22 protein-coding genes and 1 tRNA gene are annotated in these 23,307 nt (G+C 60.6%); 18 read left to right on the forward strand and 5 right to left on the reverse strand.

From position 1 onward, the window contains the following. The first annotated feature begins 44 nt into the window (after positions 1–44). The 7 genes from eno to HED64_RS11935 all read left to right on the forward strand — a co-directional run bounded on the left by eno (position 45) and on the right by HED64_RS11935 (position 7,352). Positions 45–1,325 (forward strand): phosphopyruvate hydratase, encoded by a 1,281-nt coding sequence (gene eno, locus HED64_RS11905; RefSeq protein WP_132362023.1) that lies wholly within the window; start codon positions 45–47, stop codon positions 1,323–1,325. A 147-nt stretch (positions 1,326–1,472) separates the two neighbouring features. Then, positions 1,473–2,369, forward strand: a complete 897-nt coding sequence (locus HED64_RS19685; RefSeq protein ID WP_245325948.1) for a septum formation initiator family protein — start codon at positions 1,473–1,475, stop codon at positions 2,367–2,369. A 54-nt stretch (positions 2,370–2,423) separates the two neighbouring features. Further along, a complete protein-coding gene (locus tag HED64_RS11915) occupies positions 2,424–3,143 on the forward strand; it encodes a DUF501 domain-containing protein (RefSeq protein ID WP_168152218.1) in 720 nt (239 codons plus the stop codon). After that, positions 3,140–4,096, forward strand: a complete 957-nt coding sequence (locus HED64_RS11920; protein WP_168152219.1) for a Ppx/GppA phosphatase family protein — start codon at positions 3,140–3,142, stop codon at positions 4,094–4,096. The genes HED64_RS11915 and HED64_RS11920 overlap by 4 nt, the downstream gene beginning before the upstream one ends. 46 nt (positions 4,097–4,142) lie before the next feature. Then, positions 4,143–5,636 (forward strand): S8 family serine peptidase, encoded by a 1,494-nt coding sequence (locus HED64_RS11925; protein ID WP_425351798.1) that lies wholly within the window; start codon positions 4,143–4,145, stop codon positions 5,634–5,636. 92 nt (positions 5,637–5,728) lie between these two features. Next, on the forward strand, positions 5,729–7,102 hold the full coding sequence (locus HED64_RS11930; RefSeq protein ID WP_168152220.1) for an NAD(P)/FAD-dependent oxidoreductase: 1,374 nt from the start codon (positions 5,729–5,731) through the stop codon (positions 7,100–7,102). Positions 7,103–7,270: 168 nt separating this feature from the next. Then, a tRNA-Leu gene (locus HED64_RS11935) sits at positions 7,271–7,352 on the forward strand. A 77-nt stretch (positions 7,353–7,429) separates the two neighbouring features. Here the strand turns inward: HED64_RS11935 and HED64_RS11940 are convergent. Continuing rightward, on the reverse strand, positions 7,430–8,020 hold the full coding sequence (locus HED64_RS11940) for a hypothetical protein (RefSeq protein ID WP_168152221.1): 591 nt from the start codon (positions 8,018–8,020) through the stop codon (positions 7,430–7,432). 154 nt (positions 8,021–8,174) lie between these two features. Between HED64_RS11940 and HED64_RS11945 the strand changes: the two genes are divergently transcribed. The 3 genes from HED64_RS11945 (at position 8,175) to ilvA (ending at position 11,842) form a co-directional block, all read left to right on the forward strand. Further along, positions 8,175–8,987 carry a Bax inhibitor-1/YccA family protein gene (locus tag HED64_RS11945; RefSeq protein WP_132362011.1) on the forward strand — a complete coding sequence of 271 codons (813 nt, stop codon included), beginning with the start codon at positions 8,175–8,177 and terminating at the stop codon, positions 8,985–8,987. 288 nt (positions 8,988–9,275) lie between these two features. Beyond that, positions 9,276–10,496: an AI-2E family transporter gene (locus HED64_RS11950; protein WP_245325960.1), complete on the forward strand. Its 1,221-nt coding sequence runs from the start codon at positions 9,276–9,278 to the stop codon at positions 10,494–10,496. A 95-nt stretch (positions 10,497–10,591) separates the two neighbouring features. After that, entirely contained in the window at positions 10,592–11,842 is a 1,251-nt protein-coding gene (gene ilvA, locus HED64_RS11955; protein WP_168152223.1) for a threonine ammonia-lyase, read from the forward strand. 252 nt (positions 11,843–12,094) lie between these two features. Here the strand turns inward: ilvA and greA are convergent, their stop codons facing one another. Beyond that, the gene (gene greA, locus HED64_RS11960) at positions 12,095–12,589 is read right to left on the reverse strand and encodes a transcription elongation factor GreA (protein WP_168152224.1); all 495 of its coding nucleotides are present in this window, start codon (positions 12,587–12,589) and stop codon (positions 12,095–12,097) included. A 276-nt stretch (positions 12,590–12,865) separates the two neighbouring features. After that, complete coding sequence (locus HED64_RS11965) at positions 12,866–13,267, reverse strand: DUF4307 domain-containing protein (RefSeq protein ID WP_168152225.1); 402 nt, start codon at positions 13,265–13,267, stop codon at positions 12,866–12,868. 110 nt (positions 13,268–13,377) lie between these two features. On the opposite strand from HED64_RS11965, the gene mca reads away from it, so the two are divergent. The 4 genes from mca to HED64_RS11985 all read left to right on the forward strand — a co-directional run bounded on the left by mca (position 13,378) and on the right by HED64_RS11985 (position 18,049). Then, positions 13,378–14,295, forward strand: a complete 918-nt coding sequence (mca, locus tag HED64_RS11970) for a mycothiol conjugate amidase Mca (protein ID WP_342590713.1) — start codon at positions 13,378–13,380, stop codon at positions 14,293–14,295. 49 nt (positions 14,296–14,344) lie between these two features. Next, positions 14,345–14,617, forward strand: a complete 273-nt coding sequence (locus HED64_RS11975; protein ID WP_168152226.1) for a hypothetical protein — start codon at positions 14,345–14,347, stop codon at positions 14,615–14,617. Between the two features lie 126 nt (positions 14,618–14,743). Further along, the gene (locus HED64_RS11980) at positions 14,744–16,999 is read left to right on the forward strand and encodes a thioredoxin domain-containing protein (protein WP_168152227.1); all 2,256 of its coding nucleotides are present in this window, start codon (positions 14,744–14,746) and stop codon (positions 16,997–16,999) included. Positions 17,000–17,122: 123 nt separating this feature from the next. Further along, positions 17,123–18,049: a hypothetical protein gene (locus tag HED64_RS11985; RefSeq protein ID WP_168152228.1), complete on the forward strand. Its 927-nt coding sequence runs from the start codon at positions 17,123–17,125 to the stop codon at positions 18,047–18,049. On the opposite strand, the gene trhA is transcribed toward HED64_RS11985, so the two are convergent. Continuing rightward, positions 18,046–18,726: a PAQR family membrane homeostasis protein TrhA gene (trhA, locus tag HED64_RS11990; protein WP_168152229.1), complete on the reverse strand. Its 681-nt coding sequence runs from the start codon at positions 18,724–18,726 to the stop codon at positions 18,046–18,048. The genes HED64_RS11985 and trhA overlap by 4 nt on opposite strands. A 202-nt stretch (positions 18,727–18,928) precedes the next feature. Between trhA and HED64_RS11995 the strand changes: the two genes are divergently transcribed. After that, positions 18,929–19,690 carry an isoprenyl transferase gene (locus HED64_RS11995; RefSeq protein ID WP_168152230.1) on the forward strand — a complete coding sequence of 254 codons (762 nt, stop codon included), beginning with the start codon at positions 18,929–18,931 and terminating at the stop codon, positions 19,688–19,690. A gap of 187 nt (positions 19,691–19,877) precedes the next feature. Next, complete coding sequence (gene phoH2, locus HED64_RS12000; protein WP_342590714.1) at positions 19,878–21,245, forward strand: RNA 5'-3' helicase PhoH2; 1,368 nt, start codon at positions 19,878–19,880, stop codon at positions 21,243–21,245. A gap of 29 nt (positions 21,246–21,274) precedes the next feature. On the opposite strand, the gene HED64_RS12005 is transcribed toward phoH2, so the two are convergent. Further along, complete coding sequence (locus HED64_RS12005; RefSeq protein ID WP_168152231.1) at positions 21,275–22,144, reverse strand: hypothetical protein; 870 nt, start codon at positions 22,142–22,144, stop codon at positions 21,275–21,277. Between the two features lie 99 nt (positions 22,145–22,243). Between HED64_RS12005 and HED64_RS12010 the strand changes: the two genes are divergently transcribed. Both HED64_RS12010 and HED64_RS12015 read left to right on the forward strand, forming a co-directional pair. Further along, on the forward strand, positions 22,244–22,762 hold the full coding sequence (locus HED64_RS12010; RefSeq protein ID WP_168152232.1) for a prepilin peptidase: 519 nt from the start codon (positions 22,244–22,246) through the stop codon (positions 22,760–22,762). 29 nt (positions 22,763–22,791) lie between these two features. Then, positions 22,792–23,283, forward strand: coding sequence for an NUDIX hydrolase (locus HED64_RS12015; protein ID WP_168152233.1), 492 nt, complete (start codon positions 22,792–22,794; stop codon positions 23,281–23,283). Positions 23,284–23,307 lie beyond the last annotated feature (24 nt).

The following is a 23,307-nucleotide window of genomic DNA, read 5'->3' on the forward strand; positions in this document are numbered from 1 at the left end:
GTTCACGTTTGACTATCATCCACACCTTGAAGGAGTACCTTCCCATGGCATTGATTGAAGCCATTCACGCTCGCGAGATCCTCGATTCGCGTGGCAACCCAACCGTTGAGGTTGAAGTTTTGCTGACCGACGGTTCGATGGGCCGCGCAGCAGTACCTTCCGGTGCCTCCACCGGTGCCTTTGAGGCAGCAGAACGCCGTGACGAAGACCCCAAGCGTTACCAGGGCAAGGGTGTCCTGGGTGCCGTAGCAGCAGTTATTGAGGACATCGCCGGTGCTGTCGAGGGCTTGGACGCCACCGACCAGCGTGCGATTGACGCAGTGATGTTGGACCTCGATGGCACCGCCAACAAGGCCAAGCTCGGCGCCAACGCCATCCTCGGCGTTTCTCTGGCCGTGGCAAATGCCGCTGCGGAATCCGCAAACCTGCCGCTGTACAAGTACCTCGGCGGCCCTAACGCCCACGTTCTTCCGGTTCCGCTGATGAATATCCTCAACGGTGGCTCGCACGCCGACTCGGATGTTGACATTCAGGAATTCATGATCGCTCCGATCGGCGCATCGACCTTCTCCGAGGGCCTGCGCTGGGGTGTTGAGGTTTACCACAACCTCAAGTCCGTGCTGAAGGAAAAGGGCCTGTCCACGGGTCTTGGCGACGAGGGCGGCTTCGCGCCGAACCTGCCGTCCAACCGCGCTGCACTGGAACTGATCACCGAGGCGATCATTCGCGCCGGCTACACCCCGGGCGAAGACATTGCCATGGCACTTGACGTGGCCTCCTCGGAATTCTTCGACAACGGAACCTACCAGTTCGAAGGCAAGTCGATCACCGCCCAGGAAATGAGTGATTACTACGCTCAGCTGGTCACCGACTTCCCGCTGGTATCCATCGAGGATCCGTTGGACGAGGATGACTGGGACGGTTGGAAGACCCTCACCGACGCCATCGGCGACAAGGTCCAGCTGGTTGGCGACGACCTGTTCGTGACCAACCCGGAGCGTCTGGCCCGCGGCATCGAGACGGCCACCGCCAACTCCTTGCTGGTGAAGGTGAACCAGATCGGTACGTTGACCGAGACCTTGGACGCAGTGTCCATGGCGCAGCGCGCCGGCTACACCACCATCACCTCGCACCGTTCGGGCGAGACCGAAGACACCACGATCGCTGACATTTGTGTTGCCACCAACGCAGGTCAGATCAAGACCGGTGCTCCGGCCCGCTCCGAGCGTGTTGCCAAGTACAACCAGCTGCTTCGCATTGAAGAAGAGCTCGGCGACGCGGCGGTTTACGCCGGTGCCGGTGCCTTCCCGCGTTTCGGTGCATAAACAGCCCTAATTACACGTAGGCTCGTGGGGGAACTATTCTTGGTTCCCCCACGAGCTTTTGTGTATCACCGGCAAAAAGTTCGTGAACACCAAGATCACGATGGGGCCCTGGAGACAGGAACCCGGCACAACTGGGCAAGGAGTCAAATGGCAGCGCGACGTCCCCCCATGCCACGCTCTGGGGCGTCGGGTCACGACCCCCAACAGGCCACCGGCGAGAAGACGGCAGCTTCCGAAGCCCCGCAGCAACGTGCGCGACCGCGCAACGAGGAACCTCTGAGCGGTGCGCATCCAGCACGACGAGCTTCAGTTCAGGGAACTCCGGCTCGTGAACGCACCGCTGCCGCACGCCCCGCAGAAAACCGAGCCAAGGTCATTCCGCTGGGCCCGGTGAAATCGGCCGGAACTACGGCCCCCGGGCAGAAACGGACAGCTGCGGCCAAGCCTTCCTCCGGCCCGAAGTCGTCCTCCAGCCCGAAAGTCACGGCTAAGCCCGCACCTAAATCGGCTGCCAAACCAGCCGCTAAGCCGAAGGTCAAGGCAAGCGCCTCACAACGGCGCATCGAAGACCGGAACCTGCTTTCCGGTGCCGTGCGCAAGGACGAGAAGTCGGCGAAGAAGGCCCCGGGCAAGAGTCCCGGTGGCCCCAAGAAGCCCATTCCGGCACGGAGTTTTTCTGGCCGCTTGCTGGCGTTGAGCATTGCCCTGTCGGTATTCGCCGTGCTACTGGTCCCCAGTATTGGTACGTATTCGCGCCAGCATGACGAAATATCGGCGCTACGAACCTCCATCGAGGACAAGCAGGTCGAGCAGGAATCACTCAAGGACCAGATTGCCCGGTGGGATGATCCGTTGTATATCAAACAGCAGGCGCGCGACCGGATAAACTTGGTTATGCCCGGCGAGCGAAACTATATGGTCGTCGGCACTCAACCGGCAGATGATGTCGAGGGTGAAGTGAACCAGAGCCCCGAGGAAGTCCGCACGGATTTGCCTTGGGTTGATGCGCTCTTTGACTCGATGCAGCGCGCAGCCACCGACTGATCCGCTTCACACACCCTGCCTTGCCCCCACCGACTCGAGGAGAAGCTCCCCACCGTGGACGCTGAGAATACAAACCACGAAGCACTTGATGCTGCGGCCCGAGTGCCCAGCGAATCGGACCTGGAGACGCTTTCGCGCCAGCTGAATCGCCCGGTGCGTGACGTGGTGGAGATCGGCGCTCGCTGCATCTGTGGAAACCCATTGGTAGCCACCACGGCGCCGCGACTATCCTCCGGGATCCCGTTCCCCACCACGTACTACTTGACGCACCCGGTCATCACCTCTGCCGTCTCACGCCTCGAGGCCGCGGGCCTGATGAACGAAATGAACGCCGAACTCGGTGAGAACACCGACCTGGCGGCAGCCTATGCGCACGCCCATGAGGCATATCTGGCCGTGCGTGAGGCCATCGGCGAACGCTCCGGCACCGGTCCGGTCCCGGAGATCGCCGGCGTTTCGGCCGGTGGCATGCCCACCCGTGTGAAGTGCCTGCACGTTCTGGTGGGTCACTCCTTGGCCGCCGGAAAGGGTGTTAACCCGCTGGGCGATCGAGCACTGGAAGACATTGCCGAGTGGTGGACCAAGGATATCTGCCGGTGCACCGGCGCCTGGGACACACAGGCACCGGCCCCGAGCCAGGACCGTTCACGCCATGTGAAGACGCAGGCCATTGATCCGGCGCTCAAGAAGGCCGAACGTGCCGCAGCCCGCGCAGCACGCGAGGCCGCAGCCCTGGAATCTGACGCAGCTTCCCCCAAGGGCACCGAAGTATGAGGCGTGTCGCAGCGATCGACTGCGGAACCAACTCCATCCGGTTGCTCATCGCCGATGTCGAGCAGAGTCCAGCGGGTCCAACACTGACCGACGTGGTGCGTGAAATGCGCGTCGTGCGTCTGGGCCAGGGGGTTGATGCCACCGGTGAATTTGCTCCCGAGGCACTCGTCCGTACCTTCGCAGCGATCGATGAATACGCGGTTTTGATCGCCGAACACGGGGCCGAAGCGATCCGCTTCGTGGCGACCTCCGCAACCCGAGACGCGAAGAACCGCGCCGAGTTTGTCGCCGGGGTTAGCGCCCGGCTGGGAGTTGAGCCGGAAGTTGTTCCGGGCCAGGTGGAGGCCGCTTTGTCCTTCGCCGGTGCCACCTCCGTGGCGCCGCCGGAACCGGGTAGCAACATTCTTGTTGTTGATTTGGGTGGGGGATCCACCGAATTTGTTCTGGGCAACCAGAGTGGACCAATCGCCTCGTGCAGTATGGATATGGGCAGTGTACGACTGACCGAGCGCTTCTGGCGTTCGGAACAGCCCACGCTCGAGACCATCACCGAGGCACGCGTCCAGATCAATGCGGTTCTCGACGAGGCTGCCACAATGGTTGATTTTTCCCGGGTCGATCGCCTCGTGGGAGTGGCTGGAACCATCACCACGCTCACGGCCGCCGCGCTGGAACTAGAAAAATACGAATCGGCAAAGATTCACGGTGCCGAGGTGGCATTCGAGAAGCTCGAAAACGCCATTGCCTGGATACTCGCCGCGGACCGTGAATCTCGCGCCTCACTTGGATTCATGCATCCTGGTCGGGTGGATGTTATTGCAGCTGGTGCCTTGATTTACGCATGCATCCTCGAACGCTTGGCCACTGCCACTACCGGGGCCATCAACACGGCCACTGCATCCGAACACGATATTCTGGACGGAATCGCCTTGGGCCTCGCGCCCACGAGCTAAGCTCCGCTGGGCCCATCGCCGTCTAATAGTCAACGCAGGAGAAAACTTGAGCCAACGATTGAGCCGCATTGCTGCCGCGCTTCTGAGCCTGGCGCTCTGTTCCTCGATGGTGCTCACCATGGCACCGGCGGCGCAGGCTGACGCCGCCCGTGATGGTCAATGGTGGCTCGAGTCCTCGGGAATCGACAAGGCTTGGACGGTTTCCAAGGGCAAGGGCGTCAAGGTAGCTGTCATTGACACCGGCATCGACACCAGCCATCCGGATTTGCGTGGCGTGGTCACTAACGGAAAAGACGTCTCCGGAGCCGGTGCGGCGGACGGTTCCAAGCCGCTGGGTACATTGCCCGAACACGGAACGCTGGTGGCAACCCTTTTGGCGGGCAGGGGCAACAACAAGGCCAAAATTGCGGAGGCCAAGGCCGATGCCGCAGCCCAGAAGATCGCCTACGAGAAGGCGGTCGAGACGGCAGTGAAAGAGGAGAAGGATCCGCCCAAGGAACCCGAACCCATCAAAATTCCGAAACCTGGTCCGGGCGCCGACGGAATGCGGGGCGTGGCTCCGGAAGCGGAAATCCTCTCGGTGTCGCTGTGGATGGGCACGGAGAACCCCGCCGGAATCCCCGTGGAAGACCAGGTTCCCACCGCCGTGAAGTGGGCGGTGGACAACGGAGCCAAGGTCATCAATATTTCCTTGGGATCCACGCAGCCAGATTGGCCAACGAGCTGGGACACCGCCTTCAAATATGCCGAGGACAAGGACGTGGTCATCGTGGCCGCGGCAGGAAATCGTGCTGGCGGCATGCAGCAAGTTGGAGCCCCGGCGACGATCCCGGGTGTGCTCACCGTGGCGGGCATCGACAGCAGTGGCAAGGCCAGTGTTGACTCCTCCACCGAGGGCATCAGTATCGGTGTTGCCGCCCCTGCCGATCCTTTGGTCGGTGGCCTGCCCGGCGGCGGCTACGCCGACTGGTCGGGTACCTCCGGTGCTGCGCCACTGGTCGCCGGCGTCGCGGCAATGATCCGCTCTAAATATCCCCAGATGAAAGCTCCAGAGGTTATCAACAGGATTCTCGCCACCGCGCGGCCTGCCGGTCAGCCAGGCGTTGACAACCTGTATGGCCATGGCATCCTTGATGCTTATGCGGCATTAACGGCTAAAGTCCCGCAGGTGGAAGCCAACCCGATGAACACCATCACCGAGTGGATCCGGGTACACCGTAGGGGACCGGAGAGCTTGTCCTCGCCCACCACCGATCCGGGCATTTCAACGGAGAGATCGGATATCAAATCCATCGCCGCACCAGCGCCACAAGCTCCGCAACAGAGTCTGGGGGCTCTTCCTCCGCTGTTAGTACTGGGATTTGGTGGGCTGCTGTTCGTCACTGCCCTGGGTGGGATATTGCACTACGTCAGGACTCGGCGCCGGGCCACCATTAGCGCATCAACCGCTAGTGATTCCGTCGCTGCACTGCGTTTGGTGGGCTCGAGTGGGGCAAAAGATATCTTTGATGAGCTGCCCGAATCTGGCTCCGACTCCTAAGCTCCGCTCGTATGTTGAAGAGAGTGTTCTAGAGCTCAAAACTCATTAGTGAAGATTTTCACAATCGACGTTTTTGGGGATAGAATGGAGCTATGCCTATCACTGAACAATTTTCCGATCGTCCGCGCATTCTTGTTGTGGGCGGCGGCTACGTTGGACTTTACGTCGCAATGAAGCTGCAGAAAAAGGTTAAGGCGCACGGCGGTATCGTCACCGTTGTTGACCCCTTGCCCTACATGACTTACCAGCCCTTCCTCCCCGAAGTTGCCGGCGGACAGATCGAGGCCCGTCACGCGGTTGTCTCGCACCGTCAGCACTTGAAGGATTCCGAGCTGATCACCGGCCGCGTTTCGGCCATTGATCACAAGAACAACAAGGCAGTTATTGTGCCGGTTGTCGGAGAACCCTTCGAGCTTCAGTACCGCGACGTTGTTATGGCCGCAGGCGCAGTGACTCGTACCTTCCCGATCGCCGGCCTGGCTGACGCGGGAATTGGTCTGAAGTCGATCGAGGAAGCCGTTGCCCTGCGCAACAAGGTTCTCGAACGCATCGAATCCGCGTCGCTGATGACCGACGCCGCTGAGCGTAAGCGCGCGCTGACCTTCGTCGTGGTCGGTGGCGGCTTTGCCGGCATCGAGACCATCGCCGAAATTGAGGACATGGCTCGCCACGCGGCCGACCTCAACGGTCGTATCGCCAAGGGTGAGCTGCGCTTCGTTCTGGTTGAAGCCATGGGCCGCATCATGCCGGAGGTCACCGAAGACCAGGCGCTGTGGGTTGTTGACCACCTGCGTAGCCGTGGCATCGAGGTCCTGCTGAACACCTCCCTGGCGAACGCCGAGGGCGGTGTCATGCAGTTGATGAACATGGCAGACAAGTCTCCGGGCGAGACCTTCGAGACCGACACCCTGATCTGGACCGCTGGCGTCATGGCCAACCCGATGGTTCGCTCCACCGACTTCCCGATCGAAGCTCGCGGTCGTGTCATGACCGGAACCGACCTGCGTATCACCGGAGAAGACGGAGTTGCCATTGAGGGTGCTTGGGCTGCGGGCGACGTCTCGGCAGTGCCCGATGTTACCGGCGGCCTGCCCGACGGTACCTGCGTTCCGAACGCACAGCACGCAGTGCGCCAGGCCAAATTGCTGGCACACAACCTGTACGCCACGCGCTACGGTGTTGGCCAGGTCAAGAACTACAAGCACAAGAACCTCGGCGCAGTTGCCGGTTTCGGTGCTAACAAGGGCGTGGCCAAGGTTGTCGGCATCAAGCTCAAGGGCTGGCCAGCCTGGATGGCACACCGTGGCTACCACGGTATGGCCATGCCGACCTTCGAGCGTAAGTTCCGCGTCTTGGGCGACTGGATGGTTGCGATGGTCTTCACGCGCGACACCCTGCAGCTGAACAACCTCGAGACCCCGCGCGCTACGTTCGTCGAAGCCGCGACCCCGAAGCCGCGCGCATAGTTATTTGCACTAAGTAGGGGCGGCACCACCGCACCGACGATCACGGGCCAATAGTGATAGGCCACGGTTCGTGAGTTGGAACGACTGGTGGTGCGGCCCCTATTTCGGGCAATCGCCGACGTCTCGTTTCATTACTAGTGAAACGATCTTGTAGGCTTGGATATGTAGGCCCCTATGGTGGAATTGGCATACACGGCTGACTTAAAATCAGCTTCCGAAAGGATTGTGGGTTCGAGTCCCACTGGGGGTACAAAACATGAGGCTCCTACTTCTCCGTGATAACGGGGGAGTAGGAGCCTTTGTCGTGCCCCTCATGCCGACTTTGGGCTACGGTGCCGGGTTTTCTGCCGCGTAATCAATAATCGTTTGAAGTGACGGTCGAGAATCGATACCCAAGATCTCGGGATAGACCAAGGTATCTGAGCCCTCCACAACAAGCGAGTAATTTAAACCCGCAGAGCGCCTGTCGTTCTTGATCAAAAGCGGTGCCAGTGCGCGCATGGAATTGGCCATGACCTCTTCCGGAGTGCGGTCGCCTGGCTTCATGGTGACCTGCACCATGCCACCTTGGCTCATGCCAGGGGTGATGTGATAGCTTGACCGTGCATTGATGACGCCGGGAGCTGTCAACAACGCCTCGGTCCACCCGGCGGAGATCCTCTCCGCACGTTCATCGGCACTACAGCCACTAAGACCGCACAGCAGCGCCAAAGCCAAAAGAAGCGAGAATATCCTTTTCATCGACACTAACTCCATTGGTTGGAATATCTTTGAGTTGATATTAGCAGCGAAATGAGTCCCGTGAGCATGGGGGGAGCATCGAAGCTGCTTCCCGCTGACCTTGAGAAAAACCCGGACAGCTTTTGGCGGGCGCTGCCATTTTGATTCACCATCAGCCGCATGGATGCGGAAAATCACTGGCCGGGAGCGTAGAAACGCGGCAGTGACTTCTCAAAAACCGTTGATTGCACGAAAAGTTGTTGAAATGTAGTCAGAATGGGATTTATTCGGCGCTGCCAACCGTTGAACCAACGTAGGCTATTTGTAGACAACCCTACCGAGGAGAATAATCATGGCCCTGGGCGGAAACCCGGTCTTTAATTCCAAGAATTACCGCGAGCAGACCCGTGCGGCCGGCGCAACGGGTGCCGCGTCCACGACTTATGCTCAGCCGATGAGCTCGCAAGCGTTGCAGGATATGTACTCGCAGCCGTCTGCTTCGCCGCAGGACACCGGCCGTATGACCTACGCCGATGTCATCAACAAGACGCTGCTTAGCCTCGGCCTAGTGCTCATTGGTGCAGGCATTGGCTGGCAGATGTCCGGTCTAATGCTCGTTGGCGCTATTGTCGGCTTGGTCCTTGGCCTGGTCAACTCGTTTAAGCGTCAGCCGTCGCCGGTGCTGATCATGTTGTACGCAGGCTTTGAGGGCTTGTTCCTCGGCGGCCTCTCAAGGTTCTTTGAGAACATGTACCCGGGCATTGCCGTCCAAGCTGTGCTCGCTACTTTCTCGGTCTTCGCCGTGACCTTGGTCCTCTACCGCTCCGGTAAGTACCGTGCAACCCCGAAGATGACCCGCATGTTCATGATCGCGATGATCGGCTACGGCGTATTCTCGCTGCTGAACTTCGTGCTGATGATGACCGGGACCATCGACGGTATGTTCGGTATGCGCAGCGGCCTGTTGGGCCTGGGTATCGGTGTGCTGGCAGTGTTGCTGGCCACCTACGCGCTGGTTCTTGACTTCACCAATATCTCCGACGGTGTGCGCCAGGGCGCTCCGGCCAAGATGGCGTGGTCTGCGGCGTTCGGGCTGACCGTGACCCTCATTTGGCTGTACGTGGAGATTCTGCGCATTCTGGCCATCCTGCGTGGCGACGACTAGTCAATTTGCTGTGTGACCGCGGGGCAGTACCCATTATTTGGGTACTGCCCCGCGGTTTTTCTGCAATATGGGCGTCATCTTTGCCGCACAGGTAACTTCCAAGGGATACCGTATGTTCATGGCTAAGTTAGGCAGAGTACCTGCAAAGAGGAACCAGCGGTGCTTATGCGCAGATTCAAGTGGGGGAGTGCTATGAAACTGCCGAACTTTTTTCATCGCCTGACGCTGGCCGAGGCCGCGAAGCGAGTTGCAGAATCCGCCGGACCAAAAGCAGTGCTGAACGACTACATGATCGACTACGCCGAACCGGTTGAAGCCGAAGATTTGCCTTACGGTGTGCGCATCGCAGCCTCCTGGGCTTGGCGACTGATTGTTATCGTCATTGCCGTTGGCATCTTTGTTTGGCTGCTCTCGCACGTATCTCTCTTAGTGATCCCGCTGATGATCGCCGCATTGTTGGCCGGGCTGCTCAGCCCCGTGGTGAAGTTCCTGAACCGCAACCTGCGTTTCCCCAAGGGACTCGCCGTGGGTGTGACAATGCTGGCCTTCCTGAGTCTGGTGGTGGGGGGCCTGTCGTTGGTCGGTCATCGCCTGGCTACGGGATTCAACTCGTTATGGGCCCAAGCGCTCACCGGCATCGGTCAAATCCAGAACTGGATTTCGACGGGTCCGCTGGGCCTGAGCAACCAAGACATTGATGGGCTCTTCCAAGATGCGTTGAATCAACTCAAGGATAATTCTTCCTCCATCCTCTCCGGCGCTCTGTCGTGGGGAACCACCCTCGGGCACCTGGCAGCCGGGATGCTTCTGGTGTTCTTCTCGCTGATTTTCCTGTTGCTCGACGGCCAGATGATCGGACGCTTCTTCGTCAACATCCTGCCGCGTAAAGCACGTCCGGCAGCGCACGGCGCCATGCGCCGCGGCTGGACCTCGATGGTCACCTACGTTCGCGTACAAGTATTTGTTGCCTTCATCGATGCCGTGGGCATCGGTGTTGGCGCACTGATTCTCGGTGTTCCGTTAGCGCTCCCGCTGGGCGTGCTGGTCTTTGTCGGTTCCTTCATCCCCGTGGTCGGTGCCTTGCTTACCGGCGCAGTAGCGGTGTTGTTGGCCCTGGTGGCTAACGGCCCGGTCAACGCCATGATTATGCTCTTGATAGTTCTCTTTGTTCAGCAGGCCGAATCGCATATCCTCCAGCCGCTGATCATGGGTAAGGCAGTCAGTTTGCACCCACTGGCGGTTGTCATGGCGGTTACCGGCGGGTCGATCGTCGCCGGTGTGGCAGGGGCGTTGTTTGCCGTTCCCGTGTTGGCAGTGGCTAACACCGTGGTCAAATACATTGCCGACCGAGGCTGGGAGCACGATCCGCTCTTTGGCCCAGAGGCCGCCGCCGCGGCCATGGCCACCAATGGGGGCGAACGAATTACCAAGCCGGTCCGCACTGCGGAACCGGCTCCCGCCGACCTTGATGGAGAAGAGCCGGACCCGGCAGCTGATCCGCGGCAATAACGCTCCACTGGTTATTGCCCAAGGCCTGGCCCATAGGTACTCGCCCCCGAATGCATTTGCGTGTTTGCACCCCACGCCCTGAAGAAAGTCATCCCATGATCCAGAAGACCACACTCCCGGTGAGCCTGTCAGACATCGAAGACGCGCGGGACCTACTCGAGGGCATCATCGTCCGTACTCCCATGGAGCACTCGCGGGCACTTTCGCTTGCCATCGGCTCCGAGGTGTACCTCAAATGCGAGAACCTGCAACGCGCGGGATCTTTTAAAGTCCGTGGCGCGTACGTGCGCATGGCCAAACTTAGTGCCGAGGAGCGCGCCCGTGGCGTCGTGGCAGCTTCCGCAGGTAACCACGCCCAGGGCGTCGCCCAGGCCGCTCGTCGGCTGGGCATCAAGGCCCGCATCTACATGCCGCTGGGCGTGGCACTGCCCAAGCTCACCGCGACCCGTGACCACGGAGCCGAGGTCATCCTCCACGGTCACAATGTTGACGAGGCCCTCGCCGAGGCCGAACGTTATGCCACGGCGACTGGAGCGGTCTTCGTTCACCCCTTTGATAACCCAGACATCATCGCCGGTCAGGGCACCATCGGCCTGGAGATTCTTGACCAGCTGCCGGACGTCGACACCGTATTGATGGGCGTGGGCGGCGGCGGACTGCTGGCAGGGGTAGCAGTGGCCATCAAGAGCCGCGCCAAGGAACTTGGCCGCGAGATCAAGATCATCGGAGTGCAGGCTGAGAACGCCGCTGCCTACCCTCCGTCGCTGGCCGCCGACGCCCTGGTCCCGCTAGATACCGTGCGCACCATCGCCGACGGCATCGCCGTGGGACGTCCGGGCCAGCTGCCATTCCAGATCATCCGCGAACTGGTTGACGAAGTGGTCACTGTTTCCGAGGACGGACTGGCTCGAGCCTTGGTGTTCCTGATGGAACGTTCCAAGCTGGTGGTTGAGCCGGCCGGTGCCGTGGGTGTTGCAGCTCTGTTGGAGGGCAAGCTCGAGGAATTGGGCATCAATCCCACCAAAACCGCTGTCATCCTATCCGGTGGAAACATCGACCCGCTCTTGATGCTGAAGGTCATCCAGCGTGGTCTCTCCGCGGCGGGACGTTACCTCACGGTGCGCATGATGCTTGATGATCGTCCCGGCGAGCTGGCTACAATATCCCGGGTCATCGCCGAATCCGACGCGAACGTTACCCGACTGGACCACACTCGGGTGGGTGGTTCGCTATCCATGGGCGATGTGGCAATCACCATCGACATGGAAACTAAGGGCCACGAACATTCGGAGGCGGTTCTGAACAACCTGCGGGCCGAAGGCTTCCAACCCATGGTGATGAACTAAAAGTCTCAAGCTCCCTCACCAGGACATCACGCCCCGTCATTGTCCCCAGCCATCGAGAAATCAGTCGGTGAGCCAGGGCAACGGCGGGGCATTATTTTTATGAACGCCGTGGTGCGCAGCTGCCGGTTAACGACAGCTGGCCACCGATGGTCGGTTCGTCAACGTTTCCCCCAGAGGGAAAACCACGAAAAACTCGAAACATCGATGGCCAGCTAAGTGCCCCGCCTCCGCTAGAGGACCGGGCGAAAATGCCTAAGCGCTGTATGGCTTGCAGGAAACGATCTCTACGGTGATTTCCTTGCCGTTGGGCGCGGTGTAGGTGACGGATTCGCCGGACTTGACGCCGTGAACTGCCGCACCAATGGGGGACTGTTCCGAGTAGACCTCAAGGTCAGTATCTCCGGCGACCTCACGGCTTCCAAAGAGGAAGGTGGTCTTGTCGCCGGCGATGATGGCTTCAACCAACATGCCGGGTTCAACGATTCCGTCATCCGCCGGTGCTGCACCCACCAGAGCGCGACGCAACAGGCTCTTGAGGTAGGAAATGCGGGCCTCGGCCTTGCCCTGCTCCTCCTTGGCAGCGTGGTAGCCACCGTTCTCCTTGAGGTCGCCCTCGGACCGTGCCTGCTCGATGCGGTCTACGATTTCGGCACGGCCGGGCCCCGAGAGGTGCTCAAGTTCGGCCGTGAGGCGGTCGAAAGCCTCTTGGGTCAGCCAATCAGCGGGTTCGTGATTTGTCGTGGTCACTGGGTACTCCTTGTGTTATCAGGGGCCGCTGCTCCGGGAAGGAACAACAAGCCGTGACGGTCCCGCGCGATGACGCGTCCAACATCTAGCAAGCAAAGACCCCGCACAGTGGGTGAAGAACTTTGTCCGTCACGGTCTGTAGCGGGGCATTAACGTATTAGAAAGATATTAGCCGTCAACTGGGTAATTGCCCAAGAGGTTGAGCTTTTGGCGTAGCGGCGAGTCTCCGCGGCTCGCGGAGTTGCAGCGCCCGAAGATGTGTGGCTCGATCGCGGCCTAAGAGTCCTTGGCGAGCCGGCACGACTCGATGCCGGCGGTGGTCGAGAGCGCTTCGGTGCGCAGGTCAACGACCACCCGCGTGGTGGTCATGCCCTTACCCTCGGTGGGTCCAAGAACGAGCGTCTTCCAGCCAACGATGGCGTACGACTCATTCAGGGCCCGCACATCGCACAGCACTGTGGCGCTGGCACCCTTGGAGATATCAACGGTTGCGGTGGCGCTAGTGGCGGAGTGGACCTCGAAGGAGTTGTCCTTGTAGTCCATGCCGGACGTACTGGCGAACGTCAAATAGAGGGCACCAAGTATCAGAGCGGCCAAGCCGACGACGATGAGCGTCGCGCGAGTTCTTTTAGTGAGGCGTCGCTTGGGCGATCCGTACCTATTAGTTAAGCTGGACATTGGCGCCCCTTTCGATTCGTGGGCGTCGTGGCCGGGAAATCATCCCTACCAGTCTAAGCCTTGGCTAAGGGGAACCCTTCACCGAGCAAGAGGAAGTTGGAGTCACCTACGTGGAAGAGCACAACGTGGAGCACATCGCTGATTCAACGGGCCTGCGATTGCTGGCTGTTCATGCACACCCCGACGATGAATCGTCAAAGGGGTCGGCCACCATGGCCGCATACGTTGCTGCGGGGGCCACCGTCATGGTTGCTACATGCACCGGAGGTGAACGCGGCGACATCTTGAACGCGGCGGTGGGCGAACTCGCTCACGCCCACCGTGACCTAGCTGGGGTGCGTCGCACGGAAATGGCCGAGGCCGCAGCGGTGCTGGGCATCGAGCACCGCTGGCTTGGATTTGTCGATTCTGGGCTGCCCGAGGGTGACCCGCTGCCGGAGCTACCTTTCGGAGCCTTTGCGCTACAGCCGCTGGAGCGGGCTGCAGCCCCACTGATCCGGTTGATCCGCGATTTCAAGCCGCACGTGATCATGGCCTACGATGAAAACGGCGGCTACCCGCACCCGGACCACATTCAGGCCCACAAGGTGGCAATGTACGCCTACGAGCACGCGGCGAATGAGCAGAGCTCTCCGGAACTCGGTCCGAGCTGGGAAACCTCGAAACTGTACTACGACCGCGGATTCGCTCCGGAACGCTTCAAAACCCTGCACTACGCCATGCTTGAAGCCGGCATGGAATCTCCCTTTGCCGAACGCGTGAAGGCATGGGAAGAGCACCCCGACGAGCAGTTCTTCGGTTGGGTGACTCCGCACGTCACGACCACACAAATCCATTGCGCCGACTATTTCACCAAGCGTGATCAAGCATTGTTGGCCCATCGGACACAGATTGATCCGAACGGATTCTTCTTCGCCGTCCCGGAAACCATCACAGCTAAGGTGTGGCCGTGGGAGGACTTCACCATGATCAAGTCTTCGGTTCCGACCACACTCCCAGAGAACGACCTGTTTGCCGGTCTAAGATAGGTACCGTACCGGTGATTCCGGTCGCCAACTTCTAGAAAGAGCCTCGCGCGTGTATTCGTTCCTGCTTTATGCAGCCTCTGTCAGTCCGTCCCCGGTTCCCGGAGAATCCGTCGGTGATGCGGCTCAGGCCATTGGCCCGGGTTTCGTCGGCTTTGTGGCCACTGCGGCCGTTGTCATCGTCACCATCTTCCTGATTCGCGACATGACCCGTCGAATCCGCAAGGTCCGTTACCGCGGCGAAGCCGAAGAGCGCCAGGCGCTCTTGGTGGAAAAGGGTAAGGATATCCAGCCGGACGAGCCCGGGGACCTGCCCGCACGCTGATAGCGGAAACTTTTCCGGCGGCCCCGTGTTCTCACGGGGCCGTTTCTGCATCCCTGGACCGGCCGAGAGTCTCGCAGGAGCAGGCGTTAAGGGTGGCAGCCGGGAGCCATAGCGTAGGGTGCCACCATGGGACAACGAATCGCCGCCAGCGCCTCTGCCTACCTGCGGCAGCATGCACATCAACCCGTGGACTGGTGGCCCTACGGCGATGAGGCCTTTGCCGAGGCTGCGGCCCGGAACATTCCGGTGTTTCTATCCATTGGATATTCGGCGTGCCACTGGTGCCATGTGATGGCGCGCGAGTCCTTTGATGATCCCCGAGTCGCTGCCTATCTCAACGAACATTTTATTCCGATCAAGATCGACCGCGAGGAGCACCCAGCGGTTGATGACGCCTACATGGCGGCCACCCAAACACTGACCGGCGCCGGAGGTTGGCCCATGAGCGTCTTTACGCTCGCCGACGGACGGGCCATTTATGCCGGGACCTATTTCCCGCCCACGCCACGGCCGGGCACACCCTCCTTTATGCAGGTACTAGAGGCCGTCTGCAATGCCTGGGCCCACCGCCGTGAGGCGTTGGAACTGCAGGCCGCAACGCTGGCCGAACATCTGGGTTCGGTGGCAGGTGGGCAAACCAAAATGTTTGCCAAGGCGCTGCCCCTACCCACCAGCGTTAATGGATCGGCGCTGGCCCCGGCACTCCAGTCGGCTATCCGCAAACTTGCCGACACGGCTCATCCCACCGGCGGCTTTTCTCCGGCACCCAAGTTTCCGCCCAGCCCCGTCTTAGATTTCTTGCTGCGCGGCGCACTGGCTTTAGGCTCCGCGGCGTCGCTGGCCGGATCGCAGGCTTCGGACACGCTTGCCGTGATGGCCTCCAGTGCCCTCGCGGATCATGTGGGTGGCGGCTTTGCGCGCTATTGCGTTGATGAACGGTGGAAGATCCCGCACTTTGAAAAAATGCTGTACGACAATGCCCAGTTATTGGGTCTTTATGCCAGGGCCGCGGTTCAACTTCCGGACGCACAAACCGCAGAACTGTGCCGTCGCGCTGCCCAGGGTATTCACCGCTGGCTCCGGCGGGAATTGCTGCTGCCAGGTGGCGGTTTTGCCTCTTCGCTGGACGCCGACACCCTGATGCCCGATGGATCCCACGCGGAGGGAGCCACCTACACCTTCACTCGGAGGCAAGTGGCAGCGATCCTGGGTGAACCCGACGGGAGCAGCTTTTGGAAACTATGGGACGGTGCCGCACCGAACGTGCACGGTGCCCCAACGGCGGCGCTACCGGGCGATGACGTTGCGCTAACCATTGCCTTGGCACACGTTCCAGAATTGGGGGAGTGGCCAGAGCTCGTGGGAGCCTTTGAAAAACTCGCGGCGGTCCGCGCACAGCGGCCCCAGCCGGCCCGAGATGCGAAGGTTGTTGCCGGTTGGAATGGGCTGGCGATCGCCGCGCTGGCCGAGGCTTCGGTATTGCTGAGCGATCCGGAGATGGCACTGACCGCCGTCGAGGTGGCCGAATATGTGCATGCGGTGCATTGGGACTCCGGCGGTGATGACGTGGCAGCTCGGCTTCATCGCATTAGTTACGACGGTGCGGCTAATACCTCGATCACCGCGGTTCTTGAAGACTATGCGGCGGTGGTGCTCGGATTCCAACAACTTGGCGTTGCCACGGGGGATCCTCTCTGGTTTGAGCGAGCCGACGAGATCCTTTCGGTGGCTCAATCCCGCTTCCTGATCAACAATGTGCCACGGGACACCGCCGGGAATGATCCGCGAGTGTTGGCCCTGCGTGCCGGGGTCAGCAGTGCTGAGGCGTTGGATGATGCAGTACCAGCCGCGACCTCGATGCTGGCCGCCGCACTGCTGAATCGAGCTGGACGTAGCCAACTATCCGCTGGTCTCTGGCCGCAGTCGAGCGAGCATGATCACGTGCATGAAATCGATGGCGAGGCGCCTGTTCACCGAGACAGCGAGGACGACCTGGCGCTGGTAAGAATGCTGCTGGGCTTTGTGCCCTCCATCGCGCCCACGGCCCCGGCCGCCGTGGGTAGCGCGCTGGGCGTTGCCACCCGATTCTCCTATGGCTCGAGCACCGAGCTGGTCATCTCCGGTGGAACTGCAACAGAACGTGAAGTGGCAGTTCGTTTGGGGGTGCTCTCCGGCGTGGCACAATTCGGTGCACACAACGATGCATCGGTGGTGTCCAGATACCCCGCCGGGCCCAAGGGCCAGCTACGCATCTATGTGTGTCGCGGTGGTTCATGCCATGCTCCGGTCAGCGATTTGCCTGCCCTGGCTGCACTGATCGTTCCTGGACTTTCGCGCAGTGTGTTGCGTCGATTGGGAGCAGGGCACTCCGTGGAGAGCTGATCACCTCGGCCGGGGATCGCTGGAGAGCCCGCATCTATAGAACTCATGTACTTATTATCTAAAACATTGTTACTATCGTGATCGTGCGCACCGTACGAAACCTGATGAGTGGCGGAAAAAATTATGCTGAAGAAAAAAACCGTTGGATCGATAGTCGCGATACTCGCATTGGCAGGCACCCTTCTGGGCGGTGGGCCAGCCAACGCGGTTGATGGCCAAACTACCTCAGCTGCTCGGGCGATTCCGGGGCTCACCTGTAACTGGCAGGCAAGAGGTGTAACCTCTAGCGGCCAACTCACCGAACGTCACTACACCACGCGCGATAGTGTTGCCACCATCAGCACGGAGAAATACAACCCCGGACGGCTCAGCTTTGTGCCGCGCGCGGTGCTACCTCCAGGTGGAGCCGGAGGCATCGAATTCGTCAACGAAAGTTTCTACGCAAATTCCAGTGATGGCGGCTTCTACTCGGTCACTGCCATCGGACCCAAGAGCTATAACGACGTCAAGGTCACCGCTACGCGGATGGCCGTGACCTGGGGACAGACCCGGCTCATGGTTGCCAGCTCCAAGGCAACCAGTGCCGGACAATTCATCTACGGCCTCACGGATTCCGGGGCGCTGGGGCGCTACGTGTTCAACGGTGCCGGCGGACCAAAATCCCGCGTTGTGGTGGGAAATTCTGGATGGCAGGGAATCAAGACCCTCGCCTTCGATCGCGAAGGTGTCGTGGCTGGTACCACCCGGACCGCGGACGTTTTGTTGGCCACCACCATTGACGGCAGATTGGTCGAATACACGATTCCCCACGACAAGCCTGCACAGTGGTCGCGCAGGGATTTGAAGTCAGCCACTTGGGGCAACTTTAAGTACCTTGGCAGTGCAACCTGCGGCGAGTGGGGCAAGCCGAATCAACCACGGATGCTCTTGGGAGTCCTTGGTAATGGCGATGTGTACCTTTACCTCGACAAGCGTAACGACGATAGCTCGGGCGCCGACATCATTGGCTACGGAAAGATCGCTTCGGGGTGGACGGAAAAGCTCTATTAAGCTGTGCCGAGCACAGCCAAAGTAATGGCGGTGAAGTGGCACGCGAAGCCGATGAGTGTAAAGGCATGGAAAAGCTCGTGGAATCCCAACACTCCGGGGATGGGATTCGGCGCCTTGAGCGCATAGAAAACCGCCCCGGCGATGTAGAAGCCGCCACCCACGCAGATCAGGGTGGCGGCAAGAAGATTAGCGGCAAAGAATTGGCCGATAAAAAGCATCGACGCTAGGCCCAACAAAACGTAGACCGGGGTATAAAGCCAGCGTGGTGCATCCGTATAAAAGACCCGGAAAGCGACGCCAGCCAGCGCGCCGATCCAGATCGCGATCAGCAAGACGGTGGCCGATGAGGCGGGAAGCAGTGCCCAAGCCAATGGCGTGTAGGAGCCGGCGATCAGCAGCATGATGTTGGTATGGTCAATGCGTTTAAGCACTCGGGTGGTCATGGGTGACCAGTTGCCTCGATGATAAAACGCCGAAACGCTAAAGAGGAGAACCCCGGTGAAGGCAAAGATCGCACTAGTGATCTTGCCCGCACCAGCCGGAGCCACGACGATGAGGGCAATTCCCGCGACCAGCGCCAGCGGCGCTGTCACGGCATGAATCCAGCCGCGCAGCAACGGCTTCTCGGGCTGGGCCGGAATAATCGAATGCGGCGCGGCAGGTTGGTGCTGGGTCATGGCCCAAGCCTAACCCGGTGTCTCGAAGCTTCTGTGCAGCGGCCCGGGGAATCCATGCGAGGAGGTAGCACGGCAGACTGGCAGGAAGATTGCCCGCGTCTTGGTACCTGGCCGGGGGGTGAACCCGGTAGCGTTAAGGCAGTGCACAAGGACTTTTGCTCCTCGTTCCCACCCACCCTTCGTACCAAGCAGGAGTATCTCAGTGGATTTACCGGGCTTCGTTTACCGTCTCTATGAGCGGCGGTTACGTGGCATGTTGAGCCCGGAAAAGCTACCTGCCCATATCGGGGTACTGGTGGATGGAAACCGTCGCTGGGCCAAGCTCTCTGGCCAGCCCACGGCACGTGGTCACCAGGCCGGTGCCGACAAGATTCTTGAGTTCCTGGGTTGGTGCCAAGAACTCGACATCGATGTGGTCACGCTCTACATGCTTTCCACGGACAACATGAACCGCTCCAGCCAGGAACTTGATGACCTGATGGGCATCATTGCCAACACCTTGGACCGGTTGGGCGAAACCAAAACTGTCCGCGTGAAACCCGTCGGCGCCCTGGAGCTGCTTCCCACCTACCTCGCAGACAAGCTGTGTGAACTCGAGGCCTCCACCGCCCATGTCAGGGGCATCCACGTCAACGTGGCTGTCGGCTACGGTGGACGACGCGAAATCGTTGATGCGGTCAAGGCCTTGCTGATTCAGGGCCACGCCAATGGTCTGAACGCCGCTCAAATTGCCGAGGATCTAGACCCGGAACTGCTTGCCACGCACCTCTACACCAAGGGGCAACCAGATCCGGACCTCGTGATCCGGACCTCGGGTGAGCAACGGCTCTCCGGCTTCCTGACCTGGCAGAGCGCCTATTCCGAGTTCTACTTCTGCGAGGCGCTGTGGCCGGATTTCCGGCGGGTGGATTTCCTGCGTGCGCTGCGTGACTTTGCCGATCGCAAGCGCCGCTTCGGCTCCTAAAGCTGCGCCCTGGGCCGGGCGCAACATCCCCGAAACTCGGCAGGCGCCAATAATTTACCCTCTGTCCATCAGACATTTGCTCTCGGCTCATGACGTCCCGAGTTTTTCGGCGTAGCTTTGGGTCTAACGGGTGATGAAGCCGTCATTGCTCGCTGAACGGGGCAGCTCTCCCCGCGAGGAGTCACACGTGGCAGTGAACCAGAAACACGCATCATCTGCACCCACCGCGTCCCCCCAGACGCTCGGGCTCCCGGACGCGGAACAACCGCGCCGCACTTTTGTGCTTGATACCTCGGTACTGATCGCCGATCCCCACGCCATACTGCGTTTTGCCGAACATCACGTGGTGCTGCCGCTGACGGTCATCACCGAACTCGAGCACAAACGCAACGACCCGACCTTGGGATTCTTCGCTCGTGAGGCGCTGCGGACCCTAGACACCATGGGTAGCAAACAGGGTGGACTGGCCAAGGACATGGAGGTCGGCACGCAGGGAGGAACGCTTCGAATCGAGCTGAACCACATTGCCTCCGATGTGTTGCCGGTGGGGTTCCGCAACGCCGATAACGACACACGGATACTTGCGGTCGCAAAGTCCCTGCTGGATGAGGGCCTGGATGTCACCTTGGTCTCCAAGGACCTGCCGATGCGAATTAAGGCCTCGGCCATGGGACTGATTGCGGAGGAATACCGCAACGAGCTCATTGCTTCCTCCGGATGGACCGGCGTGCACGAAATGGATGTGAGCGAGGAGGACATGTCCACGCTGTATGCCGACGCTTCCCTGGAACTGGCGGAGGTGGCGGATCAGCCGGTGAACACCGGATTGATCATGCACTCTCCGCGTGGGTCGGCACTGGGCAGGGTAGATCGCAATCACCTCGTGCACCTCGTGCGAGGGGACCGCGAAGCCTTTGGTCTGCGCGGGCGTTCCGCGGAGCAGCGCTTGGCGCTAGACCTTCTGCTGGACAAGGAAGTCGGAATCGTTTCGCTCGGCGGTAGTGCCGGAACCGGTAAGTCCGCATTGGCGCTCTGTGCCGGCCTCGAGGCGGTACTGGAACGCCGCGAACACCGCAAGATCATGGTCTTCCGGCCGCTCTACGCCGTCGGCGGCCAGGAGCTTGGCTACCTGCCCGGTGGCGAGAGCGACAAGATGAACCCGTGGGCCCAGGCAGTTTTTGACACCCTCGGCTCGGTCGTCTCCAAGAACGCCATCGACGAGGTGCTCAGCCGAGGAATGCTTGAGGTCCTCCCGCTGACGCACATCCGTGGGCGTTCACTGCATGATGCGTTTGTGATTGTCGATGAGGCCCAGTCGTTGGAACGCAATGTACTGCTCACGGTGCTCTCGCGCATTGGACAGAACTCCAAGGTGGTGTTGACCCACGACGTGGCCCAGCGCGATAACCTGCGCGTGGGGCGGCACGACGGAGTGGCTGCGGTGGTCGAACAGCTCAAGGGGCACCACCTCTTCGGGCATGTCACGCTCACCCGCTCGGAACGCTCCGAGATCGCGGCCCTGGTCACCGAGTTGCTCGAGGACCGCATTCACTAGGCAGCACCGTTGGGGGAGCTGGCCCGGACTTAGCCCGCGCTAGCTCCCCGGTGGCGGGCCGCTAGATGTGCTGCCGCCGAACTCGCCAGCGGCGGGATCGGCCACAGCGGTGCCAACCGCATATCACTCAAGGACGCCTCTTCCTGGGTGAAGAGGCCATCAATCATGTATTGATCCACGGCGGTGATGGAGACCCGATGTTCGATGCCGTTGCCTTCGGCGTCCAGCACCTGACGCACCACGCAGATGCCCGTGGCTAGATCCAGCCGGATCCGGGTCATGCCCATGCCCAGCAAGGGGGCATCGCTGATCACCGGGACGTAGGAATGACCGCGCGATACCTCGGCCTCAAGGCAGGGGCGCCCCGATTCGTCGGTGAGCTCACACACGCTGTGGATCATCGTGGGGTGCGGGAACGGCAGATCGGCCGGCCCCGGAACAAAGCCGGCGAGCTCCACCGGATCCAAGAAGGCACTCCACAGTCCCACGGGCATCAACTCGTTGCGGTACGCGGCCTCGGGACGCCTGGCGACCAGTCCATCGTCCCCATAAACGGGGGCAAGCAGCTGTGGGGGCAAAAGCCAACTCTTGCGGGTGGCCGCCACGAAGCTGGCGTCCTTGGAATCGTTGATGTGTTCGGTGCGAAAGAGCACCGCGCCCCGTTCGTCCTCGACCCGGATGGCGTCCGGACGGCGTATCAGTACGGTGAGCCGCGTGGGTGAATCTGCCGCGTCAAAGGCCAGCGCCTGATTTTCCGTATCGGTGGCACTGACATCGAGCTGCACCGAGTCCCATAACCACGGCGAGGATCTGGCCAACCGACGGAATTTCCCCATCAATTCCTTGCTGGGGGCGTGCTCCGAGTGCGGAAATACTAGCTCGCCATCATGCTGAGTCATGACTTCAGTGTAACCACGGGCCCTGGGGAATGCTCCAGAGCGGGGGACAAGATCAATCGGTGCTGGCAGTGTGGCCGGGCAACACGTAGGGTGTGCCCCATGCCGCAACAAATCCTCCAGTGGTTTGCCGCCTCCACGCCCGGAGCCAGTGTCGCAGCTCTCTTGGCCGCCCTGGCACTGGTGTTGTATCTGATCAACGCCGTGCGCCTGAGCATCATCGATTTTAGGTCGCATCTTTTGCCCAACCGAATCCTGGGCCCGTGGTTTGTTGCGGCGCTGGTGCTCTTGGGCACCGCAGCCCTTTTCGCGGCGGAACCAGCGATCATTGTACGGATGCTGCTCGGTGCCGGGATCCTCTTTGCCACGTATCTGCTCCTGCACCTGATCGTCCCGGCCGGCATGGGGCTGGGCGACGTGAAGCTCGCGGCGGTATTGGGTCTGTACCTGGGGTTTCTGTCCTTGACCCATTTGTTCTGGGGGACAGCGTTGGCCTTTATGCTGGGGGCCTTGTGGTCGTTAGCGCTGCTGTTCGTTCGCCGAGTCACGCTTCGCTCAACCGTTGCCTTTGGCCCCTTCATGCTGGTCGGTGGCGCTGTGGCGCTCGCCGTGGCCGGTTAGCCTAGAGGGAAAAGGAGTTCACCAACACCATGCCAACCCCCGACTTCATTATTAACATGCGCAAGAAGATTGGCCACGATGCTCTGTGGCTACCAGGGGTGAAGGTGGTGCTCATCCACGAGAACGAGGTGCTGCTGGTACGTCGGGCCGACAACGGGCGCTGGACCCTACCGGCAGGAATCCTGGAACCCGGCGAGGAACCTGCCATCGCCGCGGTGCGTGAAGTCTTTGAGGAGACGGCGGTGAATTGTGCCATCACCGCGCTGGTGGGGGTGGCCACCACCGATGAGGCCATCTATCCGAATGGGGATAGGGCTCAGTATCTGGACATCATTCTTGCCGCACGCTATCTGGGAGGGGAGGCGCTGGTGAACGACGATGAGAACCTTGAGGTTGGATGGTTTGATCTTTCGGTGCTGCCCGCACTGCCGCCCAAACATCAACGGGCGATCAACTGGGCCGTGGAACCGCGCGCCGGTGGCCATTTCATCACCGCAGAAACCCTGGGCACCAACCTCTAAACCTTGGCAAGCGGTGTTGGCTCA

The organism is Paeniglutamicibacter terrestris (assembly GCF_012271785.1).
GTDB lineage: Bacteria > Actinomycetota > Actinomycetes > Actinomycetales > Micrococcaceae > Paeniglutamicibacter > Paeniglutamicibacter terrestris.